Source organism: Enterococcus sp. 3G1_DIV0629, assembly GCF_002141285.1.
GTDB lineage: Bacteria > Bacillota > Bacilli > Lactobacillales > Enterococcaceae > Enterococcus_B > Enterococcus_B lactis.
Genome location: NZ_NGLI01000003.1, coordinates 113,888 through 132,901, shown reverse-complemented (window position 1 = coordinate 132,901; position 19,014 = coordinate 113,888). Strand labels below are relative to the sequence as shown.

General features: G+C 37.2%; 18 protein-coding genes, 1 tRNA gene and 1 pseudogene. 5 read left to right on the top strand and 15 right to left on the bottom strand.

The genetic code is table 11. The features are described from left to right. Nucleotides 1–83 precede the first annotated feature (83 nt). Together groL and groES are read right to left on the bottom strand one after the other, a co-directional pair. The gene (gene groL, locus A5816_RS12910) at nucleotides 84–1,709 is read right to left on the bottom strand and encodes a chaperonin GroEL (RefSeq protein WP_086311484.1); all 1,626 of its coding nucleotides are present in this window, start codon (nucleotides 1,707–1,709) and stop codon (nucleotides 84–86) included. A 51-nt stretch (nucleotides 1,710–1,760) separates the two neighbouring features. After that, nucleotides 1,761–2,045, bottom strand: a complete 285-nt coding sequence (gene groES, locus A5816_RS12905) for a co-chaperone GroES (protein WP_002288862.1) — start codon at nucleotides 2,043–2,045, stop codon at nucleotides 1,761–1,763. A 223-nt stretch (nucleotides 2,046–2,268) separates the two neighbouring features. Here groES and A5816_RS12900 point away from each other — a divergent pair, with 223 nt between their 5' ends. Further along, a complete protein-coding gene (locus A5816_RS12900; RefSeq protein WP_086311483.1) occupies nucleotides 2,269–2,931 on the top strand; it encodes a CPBP family intramembrane glutamic endopeptidase in 663 nt (220 codons plus the stop codon). A 76-nt stretch (nucleotides 2,932–3,007) separates the two neighbouring features. Here the strand turns inward: A5816_RS12900 and A5816_RS12895 are convergent, their stop codons facing one another. Next, complete coding sequence (locus A5816_RS12895; protein WP_086311482.1) at nucleotides 3,008–4,306, bottom strand: PTS sugar transporter subunit IIC; 1,299 nt, start codon at nucleotides 4,304–4,306, stop codon at nucleotides 3,008–3,010. 169 nt (nucleotides 4,307–4,475) lie between these two features. Here A5816_RS12895 and A5816_RS12890 point away from each other — a divergent pair, with 169 nt between their 5' ends. Next, nucleotides 4,476–5,105, top strand: coding sequence for an NAD(P)-dependent oxidoreductase (locus A5816_RS12890; RefSeq protein WP_086311481.1), 630 nt, complete (start codon nucleotides 4,476–4,478; stop codon nucleotides 5,103–5,105). A gap of 100 nt (nucleotides 5,106–5,205) precedes the next feature. Here A5816_RS12890 and A5816_RS12885 read toward each other — a convergent pair whose 3' ends face one another. The 7 genes from A5816_RS12885 to A5816_RS12855 all read right to left on the bottom strand — a co-directional run bounded on the left by A5816_RS12885 (nucleotide 5,206) and on the right by A5816_RS12855 (nucleotide 12,403). Further along, entirely contained in the window at nucleotides 5,206–6,015 is an 810-nt protein-coding gene (locus A5816_RS12885; RefSeq protein ID WP_086311480.1) for an MBL fold metallo-hydrolase, read from the bottom strand. A gap of 54 nt (nucleotides 6,016–6,069) precedes the next feature. Then, a complete protein-coding gene (locus tag A5816_RS12880; RefSeq protein ID WP_010732913.1) occupies nucleotides 6,070–6,939 on the bottom strand; it encodes a two-component system regulatory protein YycI in 870 nt (289 codons plus the stop codon). Continuing rightward, complete coding sequence (locus tag A5816_RS12875; protein ID WP_025478526.1) at nucleotides 6,940–8,256, bottom strand: YycH family regulatory protein; 1,317 nt, start codon at nucleotides 8,254–8,256, stop codon at nucleotides 6,940–6,942. Next, nucleotides 8,253–10,088: a cell wall metabolism sensor histidine kinase WalK gene (gene walK, locus A5816_RS12870; protein WP_002290593.1), complete on the bottom strand. Its 1,836-nt coding sequence runs from the start codon at nucleotides 10,086–10,088 to the stop codon at nucleotides 8,253–8,255. The genes A5816_RS12875 and walK overlap by 4 nt, the downstream gene beginning before the upstream one ends. A 4-nt stretch (nucleotides 10,089–10,092) precedes the next feature. Beyond that, nucleotides 10,093–10,797: a response regulator YycF gene (gene yycF, locus A5816_RS12865; RefSeq protein WP_002374828.1), complete on the bottom strand. Its 705-nt coding sequence runs from the start codon at nucleotides 10,795–10,797 to the stop codon at nucleotides 10,093–10,095. 189 nt (nucleotides 10,798–10,986) lie between these two features. Further along, a complete protein-coding gene (locus A5816_RS12860; RefSeq protein WP_002374830.1) occupies nucleotides 10,987–11,847 on the bottom strand; it encodes a DegV family protein in 861 nt (286 codons plus the stop codon). Further along, entirely contained in the window at nucleotides 11,837–12,403 is a 567-nt protein-coding gene (locus A5816_RS12855) for a DUF1836 domain-containing protein (protein WP_002290590.1), read from the bottom strand. Before A5816_RS12855 ends, A5816_RS12860 begins: the two co-directional genes overlap by 11 nt. Nucleotides 12,404–12,784: 381 nt before the next feature. On the opposite strand from A5816_RS12855, the gene A5816_RS12850 reads away from it, so the two are divergent. Further along, a tRNA-Lys gene (locus tag A5816_RS12850) sits at nucleotides 12,785–12,857 on the top strand. A gap of 496 nt (nucleotides 12,858–13,353) precedes the next feature. Here A5816_RS12850 and A5816_RS12845 read toward each other — a convergent pair. From A5816_RS12845 to A5816_RS12825, 5 genes and pseudogenes are all read right to left on the bottom strand, one after another. Continuing rightward, complete coding sequence (locus tag A5816_RS12845) at nucleotides 13,354–13,740, bottom strand: DUF4064 domain-containing protein (protein ID WP_086311479.1); 387 nt, start codon at nucleotides 13,738–13,740, stop codon at nucleotides 13,354–13,356. Next, a complete protein-coding gene (locus tag A5816_RS12840) occupies nucleotides 13,737–14,258 on the bottom strand; it encodes an RDD family protein (RefSeq protein ID WP_002294608.1) in 522 nt (173 codons plus the stop codon). Before A5816_RS12840 ends, A5816_RS12845 begins: the two co-directional genes overlap by 4 nt. 1 nt (nucleotide 14,259) lies before the next feature. Further along, the gene (gene sppA / locus A5816_RS12835) at nucleotides 14,260–15,294 is read right to left on the bottom strand and encodes a signal peptide peptidase SppA (protein ID WP_002294607.1); all 1,035 of its coding nucleotides are present in this window, start codon (nucleotides 15,292–15,294) and stop codon (nucleotides 14,260–14,262) included. Nucleotides 15,295–15,326: 32 nt separating this feature from the next. Then, a complete protein-coding gene (locus A5816_RS12830) occupies nucleotides 15,327–16,742 on the bottom strand; it encodes an HlyD family secretion protein (RefSeq protein ID WP_002348772.1) in 1,416 nt (471 codons plus the stop codon). Beyond that, nucleotides 16,711–18,069: pseudogene (locus A5816_RS12825) on the bottom strand (peptide cleavage/export ABC transporter); the annotation flags it as partial. The gene A5816_RS12830 and the pseudogene A5816_RS12825, both read right to left, overlap by 32 nt. A 275-nt stretch (nucleotides 18,070–18,344) precedes the next feature. On the opposite strand from A5816_RS12825, the gene A5816_RS12820 reads away from it, so the two are divergent. Together A5816_RS12820 and A5816_RS12815 are read left to right on the top strand one after the other, a co-directional pair. After that, nucleotides 18,345–18,581: a bacteriocin gene (locus A5816_RS12820; RefSeq protein WP_086311477.1), complete on the top strand. Its 237-nt coding sequence runs from the start codon at nucleotides 18,345–18,347 to the stop codon at nucleotides 18,579–18,581. 18 nt (nucleotides 18,582–18,599) lie between these two features. Next, complete coding sequence (locus A5816_RS12815) at nucleotides 18,600–18,824, top strand: Blp family class II bacteriocin (RefSeq protein WP_002374842.1); 225 nt, start codon at nucleotides 18,600–18,602, stop codon at nucleotides 18,822–18,824. Nucleotides 18,825–19,014: the final 190 nt, after the last annotated feature.

Here is a 19,014-nt window from a genome sequence, read left to right as displayed (position 1 = left end):
AAAGGAAGTATTTCGCTTCCTTTTCTACTTTTTATCTATCTTTCTCAAATAATGGGCTACGCTAGATAAGCAAGGTGCTTTTCTTACATCATACCGCCCATCATTGATGGATCCATTGCAGGAGCTGCTGGTGCTGCTGGTTCTGGTTTATCTGCAACGACTGCTTCTGTTGTTAATAACAAGGCAGAAACGGAAGCGGCATTTTGCAAGGCAGAACGTGTTACTTTGGTTGGGTCTACGATACCTGCTTCAACCATGTTTACCCATTCTCCAGTAGCAGCGTTGAAACCAGTACCTAGTTCTACGTTCTTCAATTTATCAACAATCACTGATCCTTCATAACCAGCGTTTTCAGCGATTTGACGAATTGGTTCTTCTAAGGCACGAACAACAATCTTGATACCTGTTGCCACGTCTCCTTCTGCTTCTACAGCAGAAACTTTGCTGATAACGTTCACTAGAGCTGTACCACCACCTGAGACCATTCCTTCTTCTACTGCGGCACGCGTAGCATTCAATGCATCTTCAATGCGTAATTTCAATTCTTTCAATTCTGTTTCAGTAGCTGCACCGACTTTAACAACAGCTACACCGCCTGCTAATTTAGCTAAGCGTTCTTGTAATTTTTCGCGGTCAAAATCAGAAGTTGTTTCAGCAATTTGGTTTTTGATTAATTGCACACGCGCTTCGATGGCTCCTTTTTCTCCTGAACCTTCTACGATCGTTGTATTGTCTTTATCTACAACAACTTTAGACGCATTTCCTAAGTTTTCGATTGTTGCATCTTTTAATTCTAGACCTAGATCGTCAGTAATTACTGTACCACCTGTCAAAATAGCGATATCTTCAAGCATTGCTTTACGACGATCACCGAAGCCAGGAGCTTTTACAGCTACTACATTGAATGTTCCGCGGATCTTGTTCAAGACAAGCGTTGGTAATGCTTCGCCATCTACATCGTCAGCAATGATCAATAATGGACGTGATTGTTGCAAGATTTGTTCTAACAATGGCAGAATATCTTGGATGTTAGAGATTTTTTTGTCTGTAATCAAGATATATGGGTTTTCTAGAACAGCTTCCATTTTGTCGTTATCTGTTACCATATATTGTGATAAGTAACCACGATCAAATTGCATACCTTCTACAACATCTAGTTCTGTTTCGATTCCTTTTGATTCTTCAATTGTGATGACACCGTCGTTTCCAACTTTTTCCATTGCATCAGCAATCAAATGTCCAACTTTATCAGAACCTGAAGAAACAGCTGCTACTTGTGCAATGGCTTCTTTTGAATCAACAACAGTTGAGATATTATGCAACTCTTCCACTGCGGCTTTTGTTGCCAATTCGATCCCGCGGCGAATGCCTAGAGGATTAGCACCTGCAGTTACGTTTTTTAAACCTTCGCGAACGATTGCTTGTGTCAAAACAGTTGCTGTCGTTGTTCCGTCACCGGCAATATCATTTGTTTTTGATGCTACTTCTGATACAAGTTTTGCACCCATGTTTTCAAAATGATCTTCTAACTCGATTTCTTTTGCGATCGTCACACCATCATTTGTGATCAATGGAGAGCCGTAAGATTTTTCTAGTACGACATTTCGGCCTTTAGGTCCTAATGTTACTTTCACTGTATCTGCTAATTTATCTACCCCGCGTAACATAGCTGCGCGTGCGTCTTCTGCAAATTTCAATTCTTTTGCCATGATTGATTCACCTCATCGATTATTTTTGATTATTTTTTCTATCTTCAAAATTTACTCAACAATCGCCATGATATCTTTTCCTGCGACGATCAGATATTCTTTTCCTTCGTATTTTACTTCTGTACCGGCGTATTTTTCGAACATAACTTGGTCGCCTGCTTTCACAGCGGCAGGAACTTTTTCACCGTTTTCCAACAAACGGCCCTCACCGACTGCAACAACTGTCCCAGTTTGGGGTTTCTCTTTAGCTGCAGAAGCTAAAACGATTCCTCCGACAGTTTTTTCTTCTTCTTTTGCGACTTCGATAATGACGCGATCACCTAATGGTTTTAACACGATAAATCCCTCCGATAACTCTTTTTTTAATCCGTTAGCACTCTTAACCTTCGAGTGCTAACCTACATTTTTAATAATACTCATTCTCCCTCTTTTTTGCAAGCTTTTAAATCAAAGAAAAGAAATTTTATTCTGACAGTTGCTTATTGAAATTATGATATAATTGAAATCAATCGATAAAAGCTTGCCTTGCATGCTTGTTATCCCTTAAAGGAGGAATTACATGTCTTTAAAAAAATATAGTTTCCTCAGCATTTTTTGCTATGGTCTAATTTTTATCTCACCCTTGATCCTAGCTTCGATAGGACTTGTAAAATCTACGTCTGAATTGATCACAGCAACTGCAGTCATGTATATACTGGGCGCGGTTGTCCTAGCTATTTTTTATTTTAAGCAACGTGAACCGTTAGCAATCGAATCAGCAGTAAAAAAAGCTTCTGTTCCAAAGATCGTTATTTATGGATTAGTGGGGATCTTTGTCGCATTGATTCTGCAAAGCATTGCTGTCATGCTGGAATCTGTATTGTTTGGCGAAGCAACCCCTTCTGAGAATACACAAAATATCATCCAGATGATCATGGAAGCACCTGCTTTTATTTTGGCGACAACTGTTGCAGGACCCATCATGGAAGAGTTCGTATTCCGCCGCAGCATACTGGGGATCATCAGCCGGTATTCAAATTTTTGGGTCGGGGCAGTGATCAGCTCTTTGCTGTTTGCGTTTGCTCATAATGATGGTCATTTGCTGATTTACTTTTTCCTAGGTTTCTTCTTCAGCCTAGAGTACAAAGCTACTGGTCGGATCTGGACATCGATGATCACACACGTAGGGATGAACACATTAGTTGTTCTTGTTCAATTAGCTGTCCAAAAAGGACTGGTATAAACATGATTAGAAATACTCCTGTCATCCTAGATTGGTGATTTTTCCAATCTAAAGCGACAGGAGTATTTTTGTTTTTTTAGTCGATGATCTTTTCTGCTGTTCCATCATTTTTTGTCTGTCTTTCCTTTTTGAAGTTTGCAGAATCTATTTTTTTCAAAAATGGGAAATAAATAAAAAAACTAATTGCCAGCACGATACCTTGTAAAATCGCTGCAGGCACTCCGCCTACTAAAAAACCCGAGAGGATCGGCGGTGTTGTCCAAGGAACTTGGACCGCTGTAAATAAAGGAACAAATCCAAAATATAAAGCGGAATAGGTAATCAATCCCGAGAGGATCGGCGCGAAAATAAAAGGAACAGCCATCATCGGGTTCATCACGATCGGTGTGGAAAAAATAATCGATTCATTGATATTGAAAAAGGCTGGTAAAAGAGAAAGTTTTCCTAATTCTCGGTATTTCCTCGATTTCGCAAAAAACATCATAAAAAATACAGCCCCTAACGTCAAACCTGCTCCGGTAACAGTCATGAATTGATCAAGAAATTGCTGAGTAACGATATGCCCGCCATTTGCCACAGTCAATTCTTTTCCAGAGGCTAAGATTTCTGCATTTGCTAATGAGTTTGCTTGTAAGATCGGACTAACCAACCCATTGACCATCGCAGATCCATGAAGACCAAATAGCCATAAAAACGGGACAAAAAAACCTAATAAAAGCACACCGAATAACGTGTCTATCAACGATTGGATCGGAAGCTGGACGTACGTCCATATTCCTTGAATGACAGTCATCCCGAACAACTGTTGAAAAACCGCTGAACCTATAAGCGTAAAAGTAACTATAGCAAGTATTGGGATCAATGAAGTAAAAGACTGCCAAACATTTTCAGGAATCTTCCCATTTTGCCTCCATCCTTTCGCAAATCTTGCTAAACGTGCATAGCCCCATCCAATGAGGAGCCCGGTTGCAACTGCTCCTATTATCCCTTCACCGCCTGTCCAGATATTATCTATCTCTACCTGAACATTAAGTGGCTGAATAAGTAGTAGATAAGCAGACAAGGCTGTCATGCCGACTGGCAAGCGATCGATGTTTTCTTCTTTTGCATAAGCATACGCAATAGCAAAAACGATCCAAAAGGCTATCACGTCAAATGTAGCCTGGTATACTTGTTTAAAATACATAGAAAATCCTGTTTTATCTATCCACTGAGCGATGTAAGCTACAGGAAAATGAGCAAATAAGAAAAACAGCGAACCAACTATAATTATCGGGATCGTATAAGTCATTCCATTACGCAAAGCAGTTAAGGGTCTAAGATTCACAACAGATGTTACCATTGGTAAAAAGGTACGATCTAACCACTCTTTCATTTCTTATCTCCTTCATCTTCTATTTGATCAACTAGTTTTCTTAATTTAACTATACCCAATGATCACGAACCATGAAAGGAATGCGCACTAAGCTTTTCAAAAAACGGATTCTTTGACGAATATCCAGTAACTGCTTACAATGGACAGGAATAAAAAAGGAGGTTTTTTTATGAAAATCGCAATCATTGGCGCTACTGGTCATGCAGGTTCATTTATTTTAGACGAAGCATTGTCCAGAGATTTAGACGTGACGGCAATCGTGCGTCATCCAGAAAAATTGCCATCAGATGTTTCGTTTATACAAAAGGATTTATTTGAGTTGACAACTACTGATCTTGCATCTTTTGATGTTGTCGTTGATACTTTCAACGCTCCTAAAGGAAAAGAAGAAATGCATCAAACTTCTTTGTCCCATTTGATTGAGATACTTGAAGGAACCGATACACGCTTAATTGTCGTTGGGGGTGCCTCTTCGTTATTCTTAGATACAGAAAAGACGACTCGTATGATTGACCAAGTGCCTAAAAATGCACCCTTCTATCCAACAGCTTTCAATATGTACGAAGGATTGCTAAAATTGAAACAATCTAAAAATCTACAGTGGACTTATATCAGTCCAGCTTCTTTATTTGATCCACACGGCAAGCGTACAGGCACTTATTTATTAAGTGATGATTATTTACAAAGAAACGCTGTTGGCGACAGTACGATCAGCATGGCAGATTACGCGATTGCATTAGTAGATGAGATACTGGATAAACAACATGAAAAACAGCATATCAGTGTAGTCAGCCGATAATACGGTTATTTTGTCAATGATCTGAAAAAATAAAAACAGAAGATAAAACCAACACTGATTGATTTTATCTTCTGTTTTTATTTTTTATTGACTGAACTGTTTAAATCGAAAATAGCTCAGTTGCTTCATCTGGATCTGTATCATAGATTTCAAAATCATGTCCAACGCCAAAATCTTTTTCTTTCAAAACATTTTCCATCGTTAAATGAGCAAGTTCTTTCATATTGTTTTCCTTGCTAAGATGACCAAGATAGATTCGTTTGGTCCGATTACCGATCACATCAGTCATGACAAGTGCACCATCTTCGTTGGAAAGATGCCCTCTATCTCCTAAAATACGCTGTTTTAGATTCCACGGATAAGGTCCCATGCGTAACATCTCAAGATCATGGTTACTTTCCATCAAATAACCATCGGCATTTCCAATGACACCTCGCATGTAATCACTGCAGTATCCGGTATCCGTCAACATGACGAATGAACGGTTTTCTTTATGGAAACGATAAAATTGCGGAGCTGCTGCGTCATGGGAGACGCCGAAACTCTCAATATCGATATCGCCGAATGTTCTTACTTTTCCCATCTCAAATAGATGTTTTTGTTCCACTGGTACATTCCCAATCAGCGGCTCCATCGCTTCCCAAGTCTGCTGATTGGCAAAAACATCCAAATGATACTTACGAGCTAAGACACCTACACCATGTATATGGTCTCGATGTTCATGCGTCACAAGTATTCCATCTAATTGGTCCGGTGTCCGATCAATTTGAGCCATCAAGGAAGTGATTTTTTTACCGCTAAGTCCTGCATCGACCAAAAGCCGTTTTTTTTCACTTTCGATATAAAGTGAATTACCCGAACTTCCACTTGCTAGGATACTGATTTTAAAAGCTGGTTTTTCTTCAGCCATTTGACTCCTACTTCCCTTCTTACTTTGTAAACTTTTTTCATTATACTCGCTTTTTTATTGATCTTCCACTTTTGGTACAGTATTGTTTGTCACGATCGTATTGCTGAAAGCGTTGACGCTCTCGATTTGAACCACTTTATCACTTGTTTCGATCGCTACATGCCAAACAGGAACATACACATTTTTTTCCCGGACTTTCAGAATACAGGAATAAGCTAGTTGACGCCATAAGATTTTTGATCCTCTTGGTATTTTATTATTGATGTACAATGTATTGATTGCTTCCTCTTCTGTATACAGTTCCGTCTTTTCACGCAGCTGCTCGATATCAGATAAATGCGTCTGCATGTATTTCGTGATACTATAATCGTTATCGTTTTTTTCTAAAGAAAGAACGATTTTTGCTGTATCATCATTGAACGGAATACCTTCATACTCTTGGCTTGCTTGGATTTCTAGTGGTTCTTCTTCTAAATGAGAAAAGTTTTTCGTATACACATACTCATTACCGAACAAAATATTGTCTTTGTTAGCTAAAAAATCTTCCAAAGAACTGCTGATCTTATCTGGATCAATCACGTTCTTTTCAGCTTCTGAGCTGGATAAGGATTTTGTCAAAACATCGCCGTCTAAAAACACGCCACTTTCCAACAATCCGCTTTTTCCAGCCTTGCGATAATTTGCTAATGAAGTGCTAAGATTGGTCTGTTCCGCGCTAAGATAATAGCCTTGCTTGCTCTCAGAAGAAATCTTCCCCGTATAAGTGATATCGTCACTAGCCAGACGTTGTTGAATTGATTCAGTCTGATCAGAACGAATGACATTGTTTTCTTGGTATACCGCATCATGATAACTGCTGAATAAAAACACATTCAACCCTAAAAAAGCGACGAAAAATATCCATTCGATTTTTTTAAAATCCAATTAATTCGCCTCCAATCCAGGTAATTTTTCCAGAAGGTCGTTAGCTGAATACCAGTTATCTTTATATTTCACATACCATTCAGGTAAGAGATCAACGACGCGATTCGTTTCTTTGACATTTTGCCATGTATAGCCAACGATTACTGAACCAATCTTGTTGCTATCTGCTCCCTTAGCTTCCAGCTGCTGGATGATTTCATTCGTACTTGCAAGTTCTACTTCTTCATCTGAAGGTATCGGTACTTGAATCGTATTCAAACTGGTTTGGATATTCACTTGCACCGAACCGTTTGTTTCACCGCCAACTTCCACACCGATCTGTCCTCTGCTGTCCGTCCCAAAAACCGGGAAGCCTTCCACGAAGATCCGGTAATCGATTGTATTGTCACTGCGGTCAAAATATCTGAGATTCCCTAAAGAACTGCCTAATTTGCTAATATAGGGAAAACTTTCAGAAAATACACTAGCATTTTCTTTTTTCTCTGGCAGCTCTCCTCGAAAATCAACTACTTGCGTTTCCGAATGGATAGACATCGTTTCATTCCCACCGTAAAAAATCAATTCATTGCTTTCATCATTATTTTTCACGCTATCTGGCTTCTGGAAAAAAGCATTTCTAAAAAGTGTATAGGGTTGCTGCGAAAGGATATAGCTGTACTTTTTCAACTTGATTGAATGTTTCGTAGCATATTGCGTGTCGATCGTCGACGGTTCTGTTGACATTTCTGTCCATTTCGTGTCGTTTGCTGTTAATTCTTTGTTGATATCCTCCCAATTCAATGAAATATTCGCTTCATATACAAGGTGGTTCGAATAATTCAAAAATCGGATTTTTTTGTTTCCTTGATCGAATTGTATTCTAGTAAAATACATATTTTCGCTTTCTTTTGCCAAATTCGAGACGTCTACATCTAAATCAAATGCTTCCTTATATTCTCTTAGCAAAAAAGGCGCATTATAGGCCAACTCGAAACCAGATGTCAGATTTTTCACTTGTTCGAATTGTGATTCATCTCCCGAAACGACTTCAGAAAGCTTCCCGAATCTTGCTTTATCGATGATCAATTGCAATCGGTACACGAGATTTTCACTGTTGGTTTCTTGGATCGTTCCCGAATGGTGCCACGTGACATGAAGTGGAAGAAAAACTTCAGAAGTTTTCCGATTGCTTTGAGACTCGATCATTTGAGTGTTTGTCTCATCGACGCTGATCGAACTTTTCCCTGCTGGACTCAGCCAGATGGCATAAGAGAAATATAAACTTAATGCAACCATCAAAATAAGTCCTACGCGAACGACTTTTTCAGAAATTCTCATTCCCACCATTCCTCCTCATAAGGTTCGTATGGCAGCGAGATATAAAAAGTCGATCCTTTTCCTTCCTTGCTCTCTGCCCAAATCGCGCCTCGGTGCGCCTTGATTACTTCTCTAGAAATAGCTAATCCAAGTCCTGTCCCACCTTGTGCTCTTGCACGTGCTTTATCTACTCGATAAAATCGTTCGAACACTCGGTTCAGATCTTTTTTAGGAATCCCCAATCCTTGGTCGGTAATACTTAAAATCACGTTATTATGCGTTTCTAATAAGCGACAGGTGATCGTTCCCCCATCTGGTGAATACTTGATCGCGTTATTCATGATATTATCAACTACTTGGATGATTTTATCTGTATCTACTTCGACCCAAAGATCTCTTTGCGTGAATTCACGACGGATCTTATAATTTTTTTCTTGGTTTCCCACCATCATATCAAAACGGTCAAGAACAAAATTCACTAACTCGTTAAAATTGACATACTCTAATTGAAGCTGGGTATTTCCTGTATCCATGCGAGATAGATTCAGGAGATCATTGATCATTCGAATCATCCGATCTGTTTCATCCAATGTTACTTTCAAAAAATTTGGTGCTACTTCTTCATCTTTCCATGCACCTTCGCTCAATGCTTCGATATAACTGCGCATGCTTGTCAGTGGTGTACGAAGCTCATGGGAAACATTAGAAACGAATTCACGGCGTTCCCGTTCTGTTTTTTCTTGTTCTGTCACATCATGCAAGACAGCTACTAATCCGCTGATAAAACCTGATTCACGACGGATCATGGAAAAGTCTACTCGTAAGATCATCTGATCGCTCTCCAATGTACTGGTTGAACGGTCAAGTACCATTTCGTTTGGATCTTCTAATAATTTACGCAAGGTATATTCTTCTTCGATATCCAAAAGTGTCAAAATCGATTGTCCAATTGCTTCCTCATTTTTGACATCTAGCAAGGAAACAGCCATATCATTGATCGTAATGACTTTCCCCCTGCGGTCTGTCGCGATGACGCCGTCTGTCATATGAGACAGCACGCTATCCAACCGATTGCGTTCAGCTTCCATTGTATCTTGAGCTTCTTCGATACGTTCAGCTAACTGATTGAAGGTATCAGCCAACTGCCCTAGTTCATCTTGTCCATGCACTTTGACTTTCCGGCTGTAGTCTCCTCTAGCGATTCGAATGGCTTGTTCTCTCATTTCACCGATTGGCTGAGTAATCGAACGAGCCACTAAAACGGAGACGATCATTGAAATAAACGCAGCAATCAGTGAGGCAGTAAAGAAAATGACTGCTGTATTATTGATTTCCGAATATTTTTGTTCGATATTACTTTTGACGTAAAGAGCCCCGATAACGGCATCGCCGGTCGGGGACAGGATCGGTTGAACATTGATATTCACCCGTTTATCGTCGTTATCTAAAGCAACATACCGTTTAGTTGTGAAATCATTGATATCGACATAATCATTTTTCTTTCCCACAGCGCTTTGTTCATTGACATCAGTTGTTCCTCGGATGATCCCTTTTTCGTCAACGACCCGTATTTCGATGATATCGCTAGTCGCACTGTTTTCAATAAATCTCTTGATATTCGCATTTACCTCTTCGTCATCTACGTTATCTTTGCGATTTAATTCCGGACTGATTGTCGTCGCTAATGATTCCACCGTTTGATTCATATCTTTAATAAATGTATTGATCGTGGAACGTTCCAATCCACGTATAAAATAGGCGCCAATAATTTCGATCGAGATCAATAAAATCAAAATAAAAGTAATAGCGATCTTAAAATTGACTGATCGAAAAAAGCGGACTTTTCTTTTCATCCAATTACTCCTGTTCTGGGTTACGCAAATAGTAACCGACACCACGGCGTGTCACTAAATAATTTGGATGGCTTGGATTATCTTCGATCTTCTCGCGCAACCGACGTACAGTTACATCCACTGTTCGTACATCTCCAAAATAATCATAGCCCCAAACCGTTTGTAATAAATGTTCTCTTGTCATCACTTGCCCAAGGTGCTTCGCCAAGTAAAAAAGTAGTTCGAATTCACGATGTGTCAACTCGATTGTTTCTCCTCGTTTCGTCACCATGTAAGCTTCTGGATGGATGGTCAAATCACCAATCGTCAATTCCGCAGGAGCCGCATCTTCTGGTTCCTTCGTAGCCGTGGCACCACGACGAAGATTCGCTTTGACCCTTGCCACTAATTCTCGATTGGAAAATGGCTTAGTCACGTAGTCATCCGCGCCTAATTCTAAGCCTAGGACTTTATCAATTTCAGAATCTTTGGCTGTTACCATAATGATTGGCATGTCATACGTTTTGCGTACCTCACGAGCCACTTCTAAGCCGTCCATTTTAGGTAGCATCAAATCAAGTAAAATCAAATCAGGTTCTACCTCAGCAACTTTTTCCAAGGCTTCTTCCCCATCATATGCAGTATAAACATCATAGCCTTCTTTGGCTAAATTGAATTTGACGATATCCGAAATCGGCTTCTCATCATCGACAACTAAAACTTTTTTCATAAAGAGCCACCTCTTATATATTATTGTCACACCTTTTCATTATACCGTATTTCTGGTTTTGTTTCATCTTTGCCTATAAAACAAAAGAGAAAATTAACATGGGAGTGCAAAATACTTTCTTTTTTTGTTCTAACTTCAATAAAAAAAGGAAAACACTGATTTTCACCTCACTGTTTTCCTTTTTTTGATTTATCCTTCTAAAACTTGTACGCCGACACCTAATAATCCCGGACCAGTATGGACTACTAATGCCGGAGAAATTTGACCAAAGTAGATTTGGTTTGCTTGCGGGAACTCTCTTTTGAGCCTCGCTTCCATTTCAATCGCTTCTTCTTTCGCATCACCGTGGGCAACGGCTAAGTTAAAAACCTTGGCATTGCCGATTTTTTCTTTGACGTAAGCAACCGTCTTATCCAAACTTTTTTTACGTCCTCTAGCTTTTCCTACTGTGTAATAGATTCCTTCATCATTACAGGAGATGATCGGGTTAAGCTTTAAAGCGGTTCCTAAAATAGAAGCAACTAAACCAATCCGTCCACCTTTTTGGAGATATTCCAATGTCGCAACATTAAAGAAAACTTTTGTTCTTTCGACTAATTCATTCAAATTACTGATCAGCTGATTCCACTCGACACCGTCTTCTAGCCATTTCGCTGCTTGTATTGCAGAAAAACCCGCGCCAATACCGATATTTTTCGTATCTAGTACATAAGCTTCCAATTCTTCTTGCTGTTCTGCAATCAAACGAACCACGTTATACGTCCCGCTCAATCCGCTGGAAATCGTTACCGCAAGTACTTTTTCATAACCATCTTTTTTGATTTGCTCAAAGATTTCTGTGATCGACTCGCCATCAGGCAAAGATGTACCTGGAATTTCCTCTGGCAAACGTTGATAGATTTCTTCAGGTGTAATATCTATTTTATCTGTATATACCTGATCTTTATAAATAATTTTCAAAGGAATCATGTACATCTCATATTTTTTTATCAATTCTTCTGGCACATCCGTACCAGAATCTACTAAAATCGCGATTTTATCATTTTTCATTTGTTTTCTCCTCTTTTAAGTATTCGGTTTCTAGAACAATCGTTTTTTCCGCAAGAAGTTTCATTGCAAACGATAAAGTTGCTGCTCTTACAGCAATATATTCTACAGGGGTCGCCTGGTCGAATTTTTGGGGATGGGATTTGCCTTGTGCTAATTGGCTGACCATCCATACAGCTGCTTCTTGTTCATCACAGAATAGATTATAAGCTTCACGAATCCCCACTGTTTTTCCTTGGAACAATATTCCTTCTTTGATTTCAGGAATAGTCAATACTTGTTTCAATGTAGTAATTGCAAGTAAAAATGCTACATGTTCTTTGTTGTATCTTTTTTTAACTGGTGCTGGTATCAAACCCAGTTTAACGTAGTTGTTTACCATAGAGGAGGTCAGCAATGGATGCTTTTCTCCTTGTATCACAGGTGAAAGATAACGATCAACTAACGTTCTGACTTGATCCATATAAAGTTCTAGGTCGGGGAGCTCTTCCCAGTGAGGCAGACGGAATGTTTCCAGTTCTTTTCCCCACTCCATTAATTGCTGACGCATTTTTTCCATCGTAACCGCTCCTTTTTTCATTTCATTAACATGATACCAAAGTTATCATAAACATTCAATCTAGTTGTTTGAACTAGATGATTTAATTAATGGAATTTTATAAAAGCAAAAAAACAAGAAGGCCAAGCCTTCTTGTCTTTTATCGTTAAGAACAGGAGACCCGCCGGGGAGACGGCGGGAAAGGAGTAAAAAATGAAAAAAGTGTTAGGGTTTGTTCTCTTGCAAGAACTTTGTTTGTTGGTATGCTTATATAATAGCGAGCAAATGTGAATAATCTATGAATGATTTCCTATAAGGAAGTAAAGATTTTTCTGATTTTCTTTAAATGTAGTCTTGCATTTTAAAATTCTTAGTGCTACTATTATTAAGTACTTTTTGTACGGGCCGTTAGCTCAGTTGGTAGAGCAGCTGACTCTTAATCAGCGGGTCGCGGGTTCGAGCCCCTCACGGCCCATTGGGTGCCAAACCCACGGAACAGGTAAATGTTGGTGCGAAAGCATTTCGAAAACATTTACGCTGTTCTTTTTTTATTTTTCAAAATAACTAGGGCTTTTTATTTTTAACTCAAAGTCCACTGTAGCCCTTTGGACTTTGAGTTAAAAAAGAAGCATAATTATGAACAGTAAAGTTTCTAATATAACAATAATTCGAGAAGCTTTGCAAAATCATGCTGCCAATGAACTCTCTAAACATATAGGATTAAATCTAAGTACTATAAAAGGTTAAAAAGTGGAGAATATTTAATAGAAAAACTAAATTTACTTGCTGCTTTCCCCTTTTCCATTAATACAACAATCAGAGAGTGTCTTTTTTTCGAAAAAATTAGAATAAATAAAAGACACGTAGTTTTTTTATCTACATGTCTTCCATCGACTACAAGTTATCATTTCTCAAAACGTATTTAGCTTTTAATTGATTAATTCGTTTCACGTTGTCTACACATTGCCTAATTAAGACTTTCTTATTAGAAGCATCAATCCCGCAATAATACCTAAAACTCCAGGAATTACCCACAATAATGTTAAAAGAAAAAATGGAATAATAGATAAAATGAGTAAACTAATACCATAGACCACTGTTTTTTGATTTTTTCTTACTAAAAAACCTATTATGAAAATCATTATCGAAAAAACTAGGGTAATTCCTCCAAATAAAACAGCATTCCCGCTTAGATTGACTAACATATCTATATCCTTACTGGTTAGTTCTGTAGTATTTAAAGTAGTTGAATCAATAGAAGATAGAAACATACCACCCATCAATGCTAAAAGACTACATAAAATCCCTGTTATTCCACTAATTAAAATCAAAATAAACTCTGTTTTTCTCTTATTCATTTAATTCTCTCCAGATTAAGTGTTTTAGAATTAGAAATTTTTTGACCATAGTTAATAGCTTCTAATGAACGAATAACAACCACTGACGTGTTAGAAAAATAATCCCCAATATGTTGTTTCTTGGGTGTGAAAGCAGCCACCAAATACCCAATTTGAAATACAAAATTTTTTAATATAAACCTACATATACACTCACGAATAAAGATAGTTTGCCAACTTAGCTCTTTTTCCTCAAAGCTCACTACTCTTATCCCAAAAATCATTTTCCCAATTGTTTGTCCTGAATTCAGCTTAGTCAAAAGTACAAAATAGGTTAAATAAATAGCTAATGACGCTATACCATAAAAAGTAATAATGGATTTGTCAGATTCCAGTCCCATGATTTTGTAAAAGAGACCTATAGTAGCATGGGTGATGATGCTAATACAAATTAAATCAATAAGAAAAGCAAAAAATCGTAACCAAAATCCCGCAAATACATAATTAGGCAAAGTTTCAATGCCACTCTTCTTATTCATTTTATAGCCCTCCATAGTAATACATTGGTTTTGGAGTATCAGAAAATCCAAGTTTTTCAAAAACTGAAATTACACGATCTGATGTAGTTGCCTTTAGCCCTTGCCATTCAGCAATCTTATTACCTAACCAAGAAGAAGCAAAGCCAGTTGTGTCATTTTTATATTCTATAACCGTCGCATCAGTTAATTTCTTCTCTTTTTTTAGGGAATCTAATGCATCTTCAGAGTAACCAATTTGATCCACCAACCCATTTTCTACTGCTTGGTTACCATCATAAATTCTTCCATCCGCAAGTTCTTTCACTGCATTAGTATCCATATTTCTTCCTTTTGCTACAACATTGACAAAACGATCATAAGCACTCATCACAAATTCCTGTATAACTTTATTCTCTTCCTCTGAAGGTTTGTGTTGAGGTGACATCATATCTTTTAATGCACCACTTTTATACGTCGCATCAGTTACGCCAAGTTTTTCTAATAAGCCAGAATAATTTAAACCAGAAATAATGACACCAATTGATCCAGTTGTTGTTTCTTCCGTAGCAAATATTTTATCTGATCCAGCAGAAATGTAGTAACCTCCACTTGCCGCTGTATTTTTAAATGCAGTATAGATAGGAATATCTAGCTTTTTAATTTTTGCCATTTCTTTAGCAATCTCAGCACTTTCATATATTCCTCCCCCAGGTGAATTTACTTCTAATAACACTCCCTTAACCGCTTTGTCTTCTTGAATTTTCTTTAGCTGTGTTAAAAAATTCTGATGGTTATATTGTTCCCTACTAAAAAGATTGCTTTCACCTGTATCTGCAATAACTCCATTGACGGATAGTTTGACAATCTTTTTATTTGATGCGCCTTCTTCTAACGTTTCTTCTGTGATTTCGTTAGATCCGTAAAAAATCTTATTTATTCCTGTTAGGGTTGTATTTGATGCTTCCTCTTTATCTTTTCCTGGAATTAGCGCGACGATAATGGATAGTAACAATAATCCGCACGCTACTCCCACAGCAATCCATCTTCTTTTATTCATATAAACTCCTCCTATATTCTTAGTAAAAATAATTATTTTTTATTTAGAAACACATCGACAATTTGTTGCCAATATGTTTTTTCTCCTACAATTAAAGACAACTCTCCAGTTAATCCATAACGAAACGGAAACGATTGAGTTGTTTTTAACGTTCCTTTCACTGCATAAAAAACACCTTTCTCAGTGGCAGTAGAATTTTCTGAAATTTCATCTAAAGTTCCGTCGATCGTAATCGGAGCCCCACCTTTTTGATCCAATTTAAAATGAACCTTCATCCCTTCTTTAATATAGGTACTTTCATTCGCAGGTAAAAGTGCTGTAAATTTCATTTTTGATTTTTCGTGGATCGGATAAATTTCTGCAAGCACTGTTCCTTTGGCTAGTTCTGCTTGTCCCTTTGTTTCTTCATTTAAATGAACCGTTCCAGATACAGGAGCTTTTAGTATTCCTTTTGAAAGTTGATCGTCCAAACTTTTGATAACTGACTGGTTCTTCTCTTGTTTTTCATTTAGCTCTGTAACTGTTTGTTTTACAGTTGTTATTGCTTGTTCTAGCTCTTGCTTTCCTTTTTCCGTTTGACTAATTCTGTCATTCTCAGAAGTAGTTGGTTTAACTAATTTAGCTTTTTCTGACTGATACTGTTCTACTTCTTTTTTTAGTTGCTCAATTTGTTCATTTATGCTTGCTGAAATTGTCAGTTTCACTTGATTTTTTTGATCATCAGAAACATTATTTAGTTGTTCTTGCCAATTCTCATAGTTTGCCATCATTTCTTTTGAAAAATCTTTTAATGATTGATTATTACTCCAAGCTACCTGTACTTGTTGCCATTCTTGTAATTTACTATCTGAACTCTCAATTTGTTTTTCTAGTTGTCTTTTTGTCTTTTCGTATACTTCTAATTGCTTTTGATCATTTAATTCACTTTGCTTCAAAGCGTAGCGGAGTGATTCTTTTTCTGACAACATGCTCTTTAATTGATTACTGTAGCCAAAACTGTCATCCGTTGAAAACAAATTTTTTCCTTTACTTATACTTTCAATAAATAGCTGAGCCATCTTTATTTGTTGAGTAATACGTTGGTTTTCTTGTTCTATCTGAGCCTTTTCATTCTCTATTAAAGAACAATCCAATCTAACCAACACATCGTCCTTATGAACAAATTGATTTTCTTTTAGGAAGTTTTCCATTATTTTAGCTTCTAATGGCACTTGTAACTTCTCTATTTTTTCGGGGTTCAATTGAGCCGTTGTCCGAATAACAACCTCTTTTTTAGCAAAGGTTAAAAACAATCCAATAATACATAAAAAAAGAATTACAGGGTATAACACCCAACGGTAGAAGCTATGATGTTGTTTAGTATAGATACTAGAATGTTCGAACCAATTATTATTCTGCATAAATTGTTTCCCTCTCCTAGATTTCCCATAATTTTTGATAGATACCATCGGCAAAACGAAGTTCATCGTGCGTTCCTTTTTCTACCAAATGCCCTTCATGGAGAACTAAAATTTGATCACATGCTTTTGCTATTGGTAAATGATGCGCAATAAAAATAATCGTTTTTTCTTTTAAATTGAGGAGATAATTCATAATGGCATGTTCTAACAAGGTATCTAATCCACTAGTTGCTTCATCTAAAATTAATATGTCCGGATTTTTTAATAAAGCCCGTGCTATGGCTAATCGTTGTCGTTGCCCTCCTGAAAGATTATTTCCACCTTCTTCCAACAAAGTCTCGTAACGTAATGGCTGTTGATTAATAAATTCATTTAGTTGGACTATCTCACAAACTTCTATTATTTGTTCGAAACTTGGTGGGCTATCTAAACCGAATATAAGATTCTCAATGATTGTTCCACTAAAGAAAAATGACTCTTGAGGCAAATATGTCACTCGATCGCGTAATATCTGAAAAGGAATGTCTAAGTGATTAATGTTTCCATAATGGATCGATCCTTCTGATGCTTCATAAAAACGAACAAATAACTTTGCAAGAGTTGATTTTCCAGAACCACTAACTCCAACTATAGCCGTTATACTGTGCGAAGGAATTGTACATGAAATTTCGTTCAACGTTGGGGCCTTCATGCTATACGAGAATGAAACGTTTTTTACAGTGATATCTTGTTGAAATAATTGTTCAGAAAGCATATATTCAAAAGACTGGTTCGATTTTTCTGAATCAATCGCGAAAATTTCATTTAAACGATTATTTGCAACTTGAGCCGTTTGCATTTTCACTTGTAAATTAATAATGTTTTGTAAAGGATCTGTGAAAAATACTAGTAAAGCATTGTATGTGATAAGTTGACCTAGACTAATTCTATTATCCATAACAAAATAAGAACCTAGCCATAAAATTAATGCACTGCTAATTAATTGAATCAAATGTTTAATTCCTTGTTGAATATTATCAAGCGTAACCGTACGAAATGATTTTTTCATTAATTTAACAAATTCATGGTCTATACGGTTATATACTTTCTCTTCACCGCTATATGCTTTAATTGTTTCTATTCCTTTAAGACTTTCTATGATACTAGAATTTACAGCTGCACCGGCTGCCATTTCTTCCCTGTTCGATTTTTCATAGCTTTTCACGAAAGCGAATATTGCAACTACATAAAAAGGCAAAGAGCATAGAGTGATTAAAAACAACGTACTATTCTGAATAGCTAACCTAACCCCAACAAGCAACACCATACCAATATCTAAAAATATTGATAACGTAGCACTTGCTAAAGCATCAATAATCTCACTGGCATCAAGAAAAGGAAATGATTTTATCGCTTATCTAACACAACTCCTTCTAAAAAATTTTTATAGAAAAATTCTCAATATAGCTTTAATACAGTGAAAATATTGTCTCATAATTCCACAAAAACTTTGAAAACAGTTCTTGAACACTAACTTTTTCATTCCTGAATCAAATTTATTTTGGAAATTTTACTATTCAAGAATAAACTTGATAAGTTTCAGGAAGATTTTTACTGTTAATCAAATACGTATGTTACAGTAGCACCGTAAAAAATATTATTTAAAGAAGCGTGTTTAAACATGCAAAATGTAAAGGAACTAAGTATTGTGGAAATGCACAAACTGTTGGTGGAGGCAATAATGTTTGGGGAAAATTGGGGCAAGTTGTAGGTGGACTTACCACAAGGGCAGTAGGTGGTGCAGGTTTAGGAACAGCAATTTGCGGACCAGCTTGCGGTGTTGTTGGAGGGTTATATGGAGCTGTCGCTGGAGGTGCTGCAGCTGGCTGGGATGCTCGAAAAAAATAAAAAAGGAGAATAAGTATTATGCATATTAAAAACACAAAAACAACATTTATATTATCTTCAGAAGAGTTGAAAAATATTCAAGGTGGGAGTGCCGTGGGAGTTTTAGGCACTACTTTTTCTGGGGCAACAGCAGGAGTAAAACTTTGTTCAGCCGGAGGACCTTATGCAATAGCTGCTTGTGGTGTAGGTGGAGCTTTATTAGGTGCTGGATTCGGCATGTGGACCGGTGCCGTAAACAATTAAAAAATATCAAACCTCAAGATTGGTTTGTGTCGATTACGAACATAGGTATGTTCTTTATCTTTTCAAAAGTTTGGAATGGACAGAACTTTTTACTAAAGCTTCTTGTGCTAGTTTTTATAATTATATTAAATTTTTATCTTTTATTAAAGTCAGATAAAAATTCTTTGGAAATGTAATGGTAGAGATATTT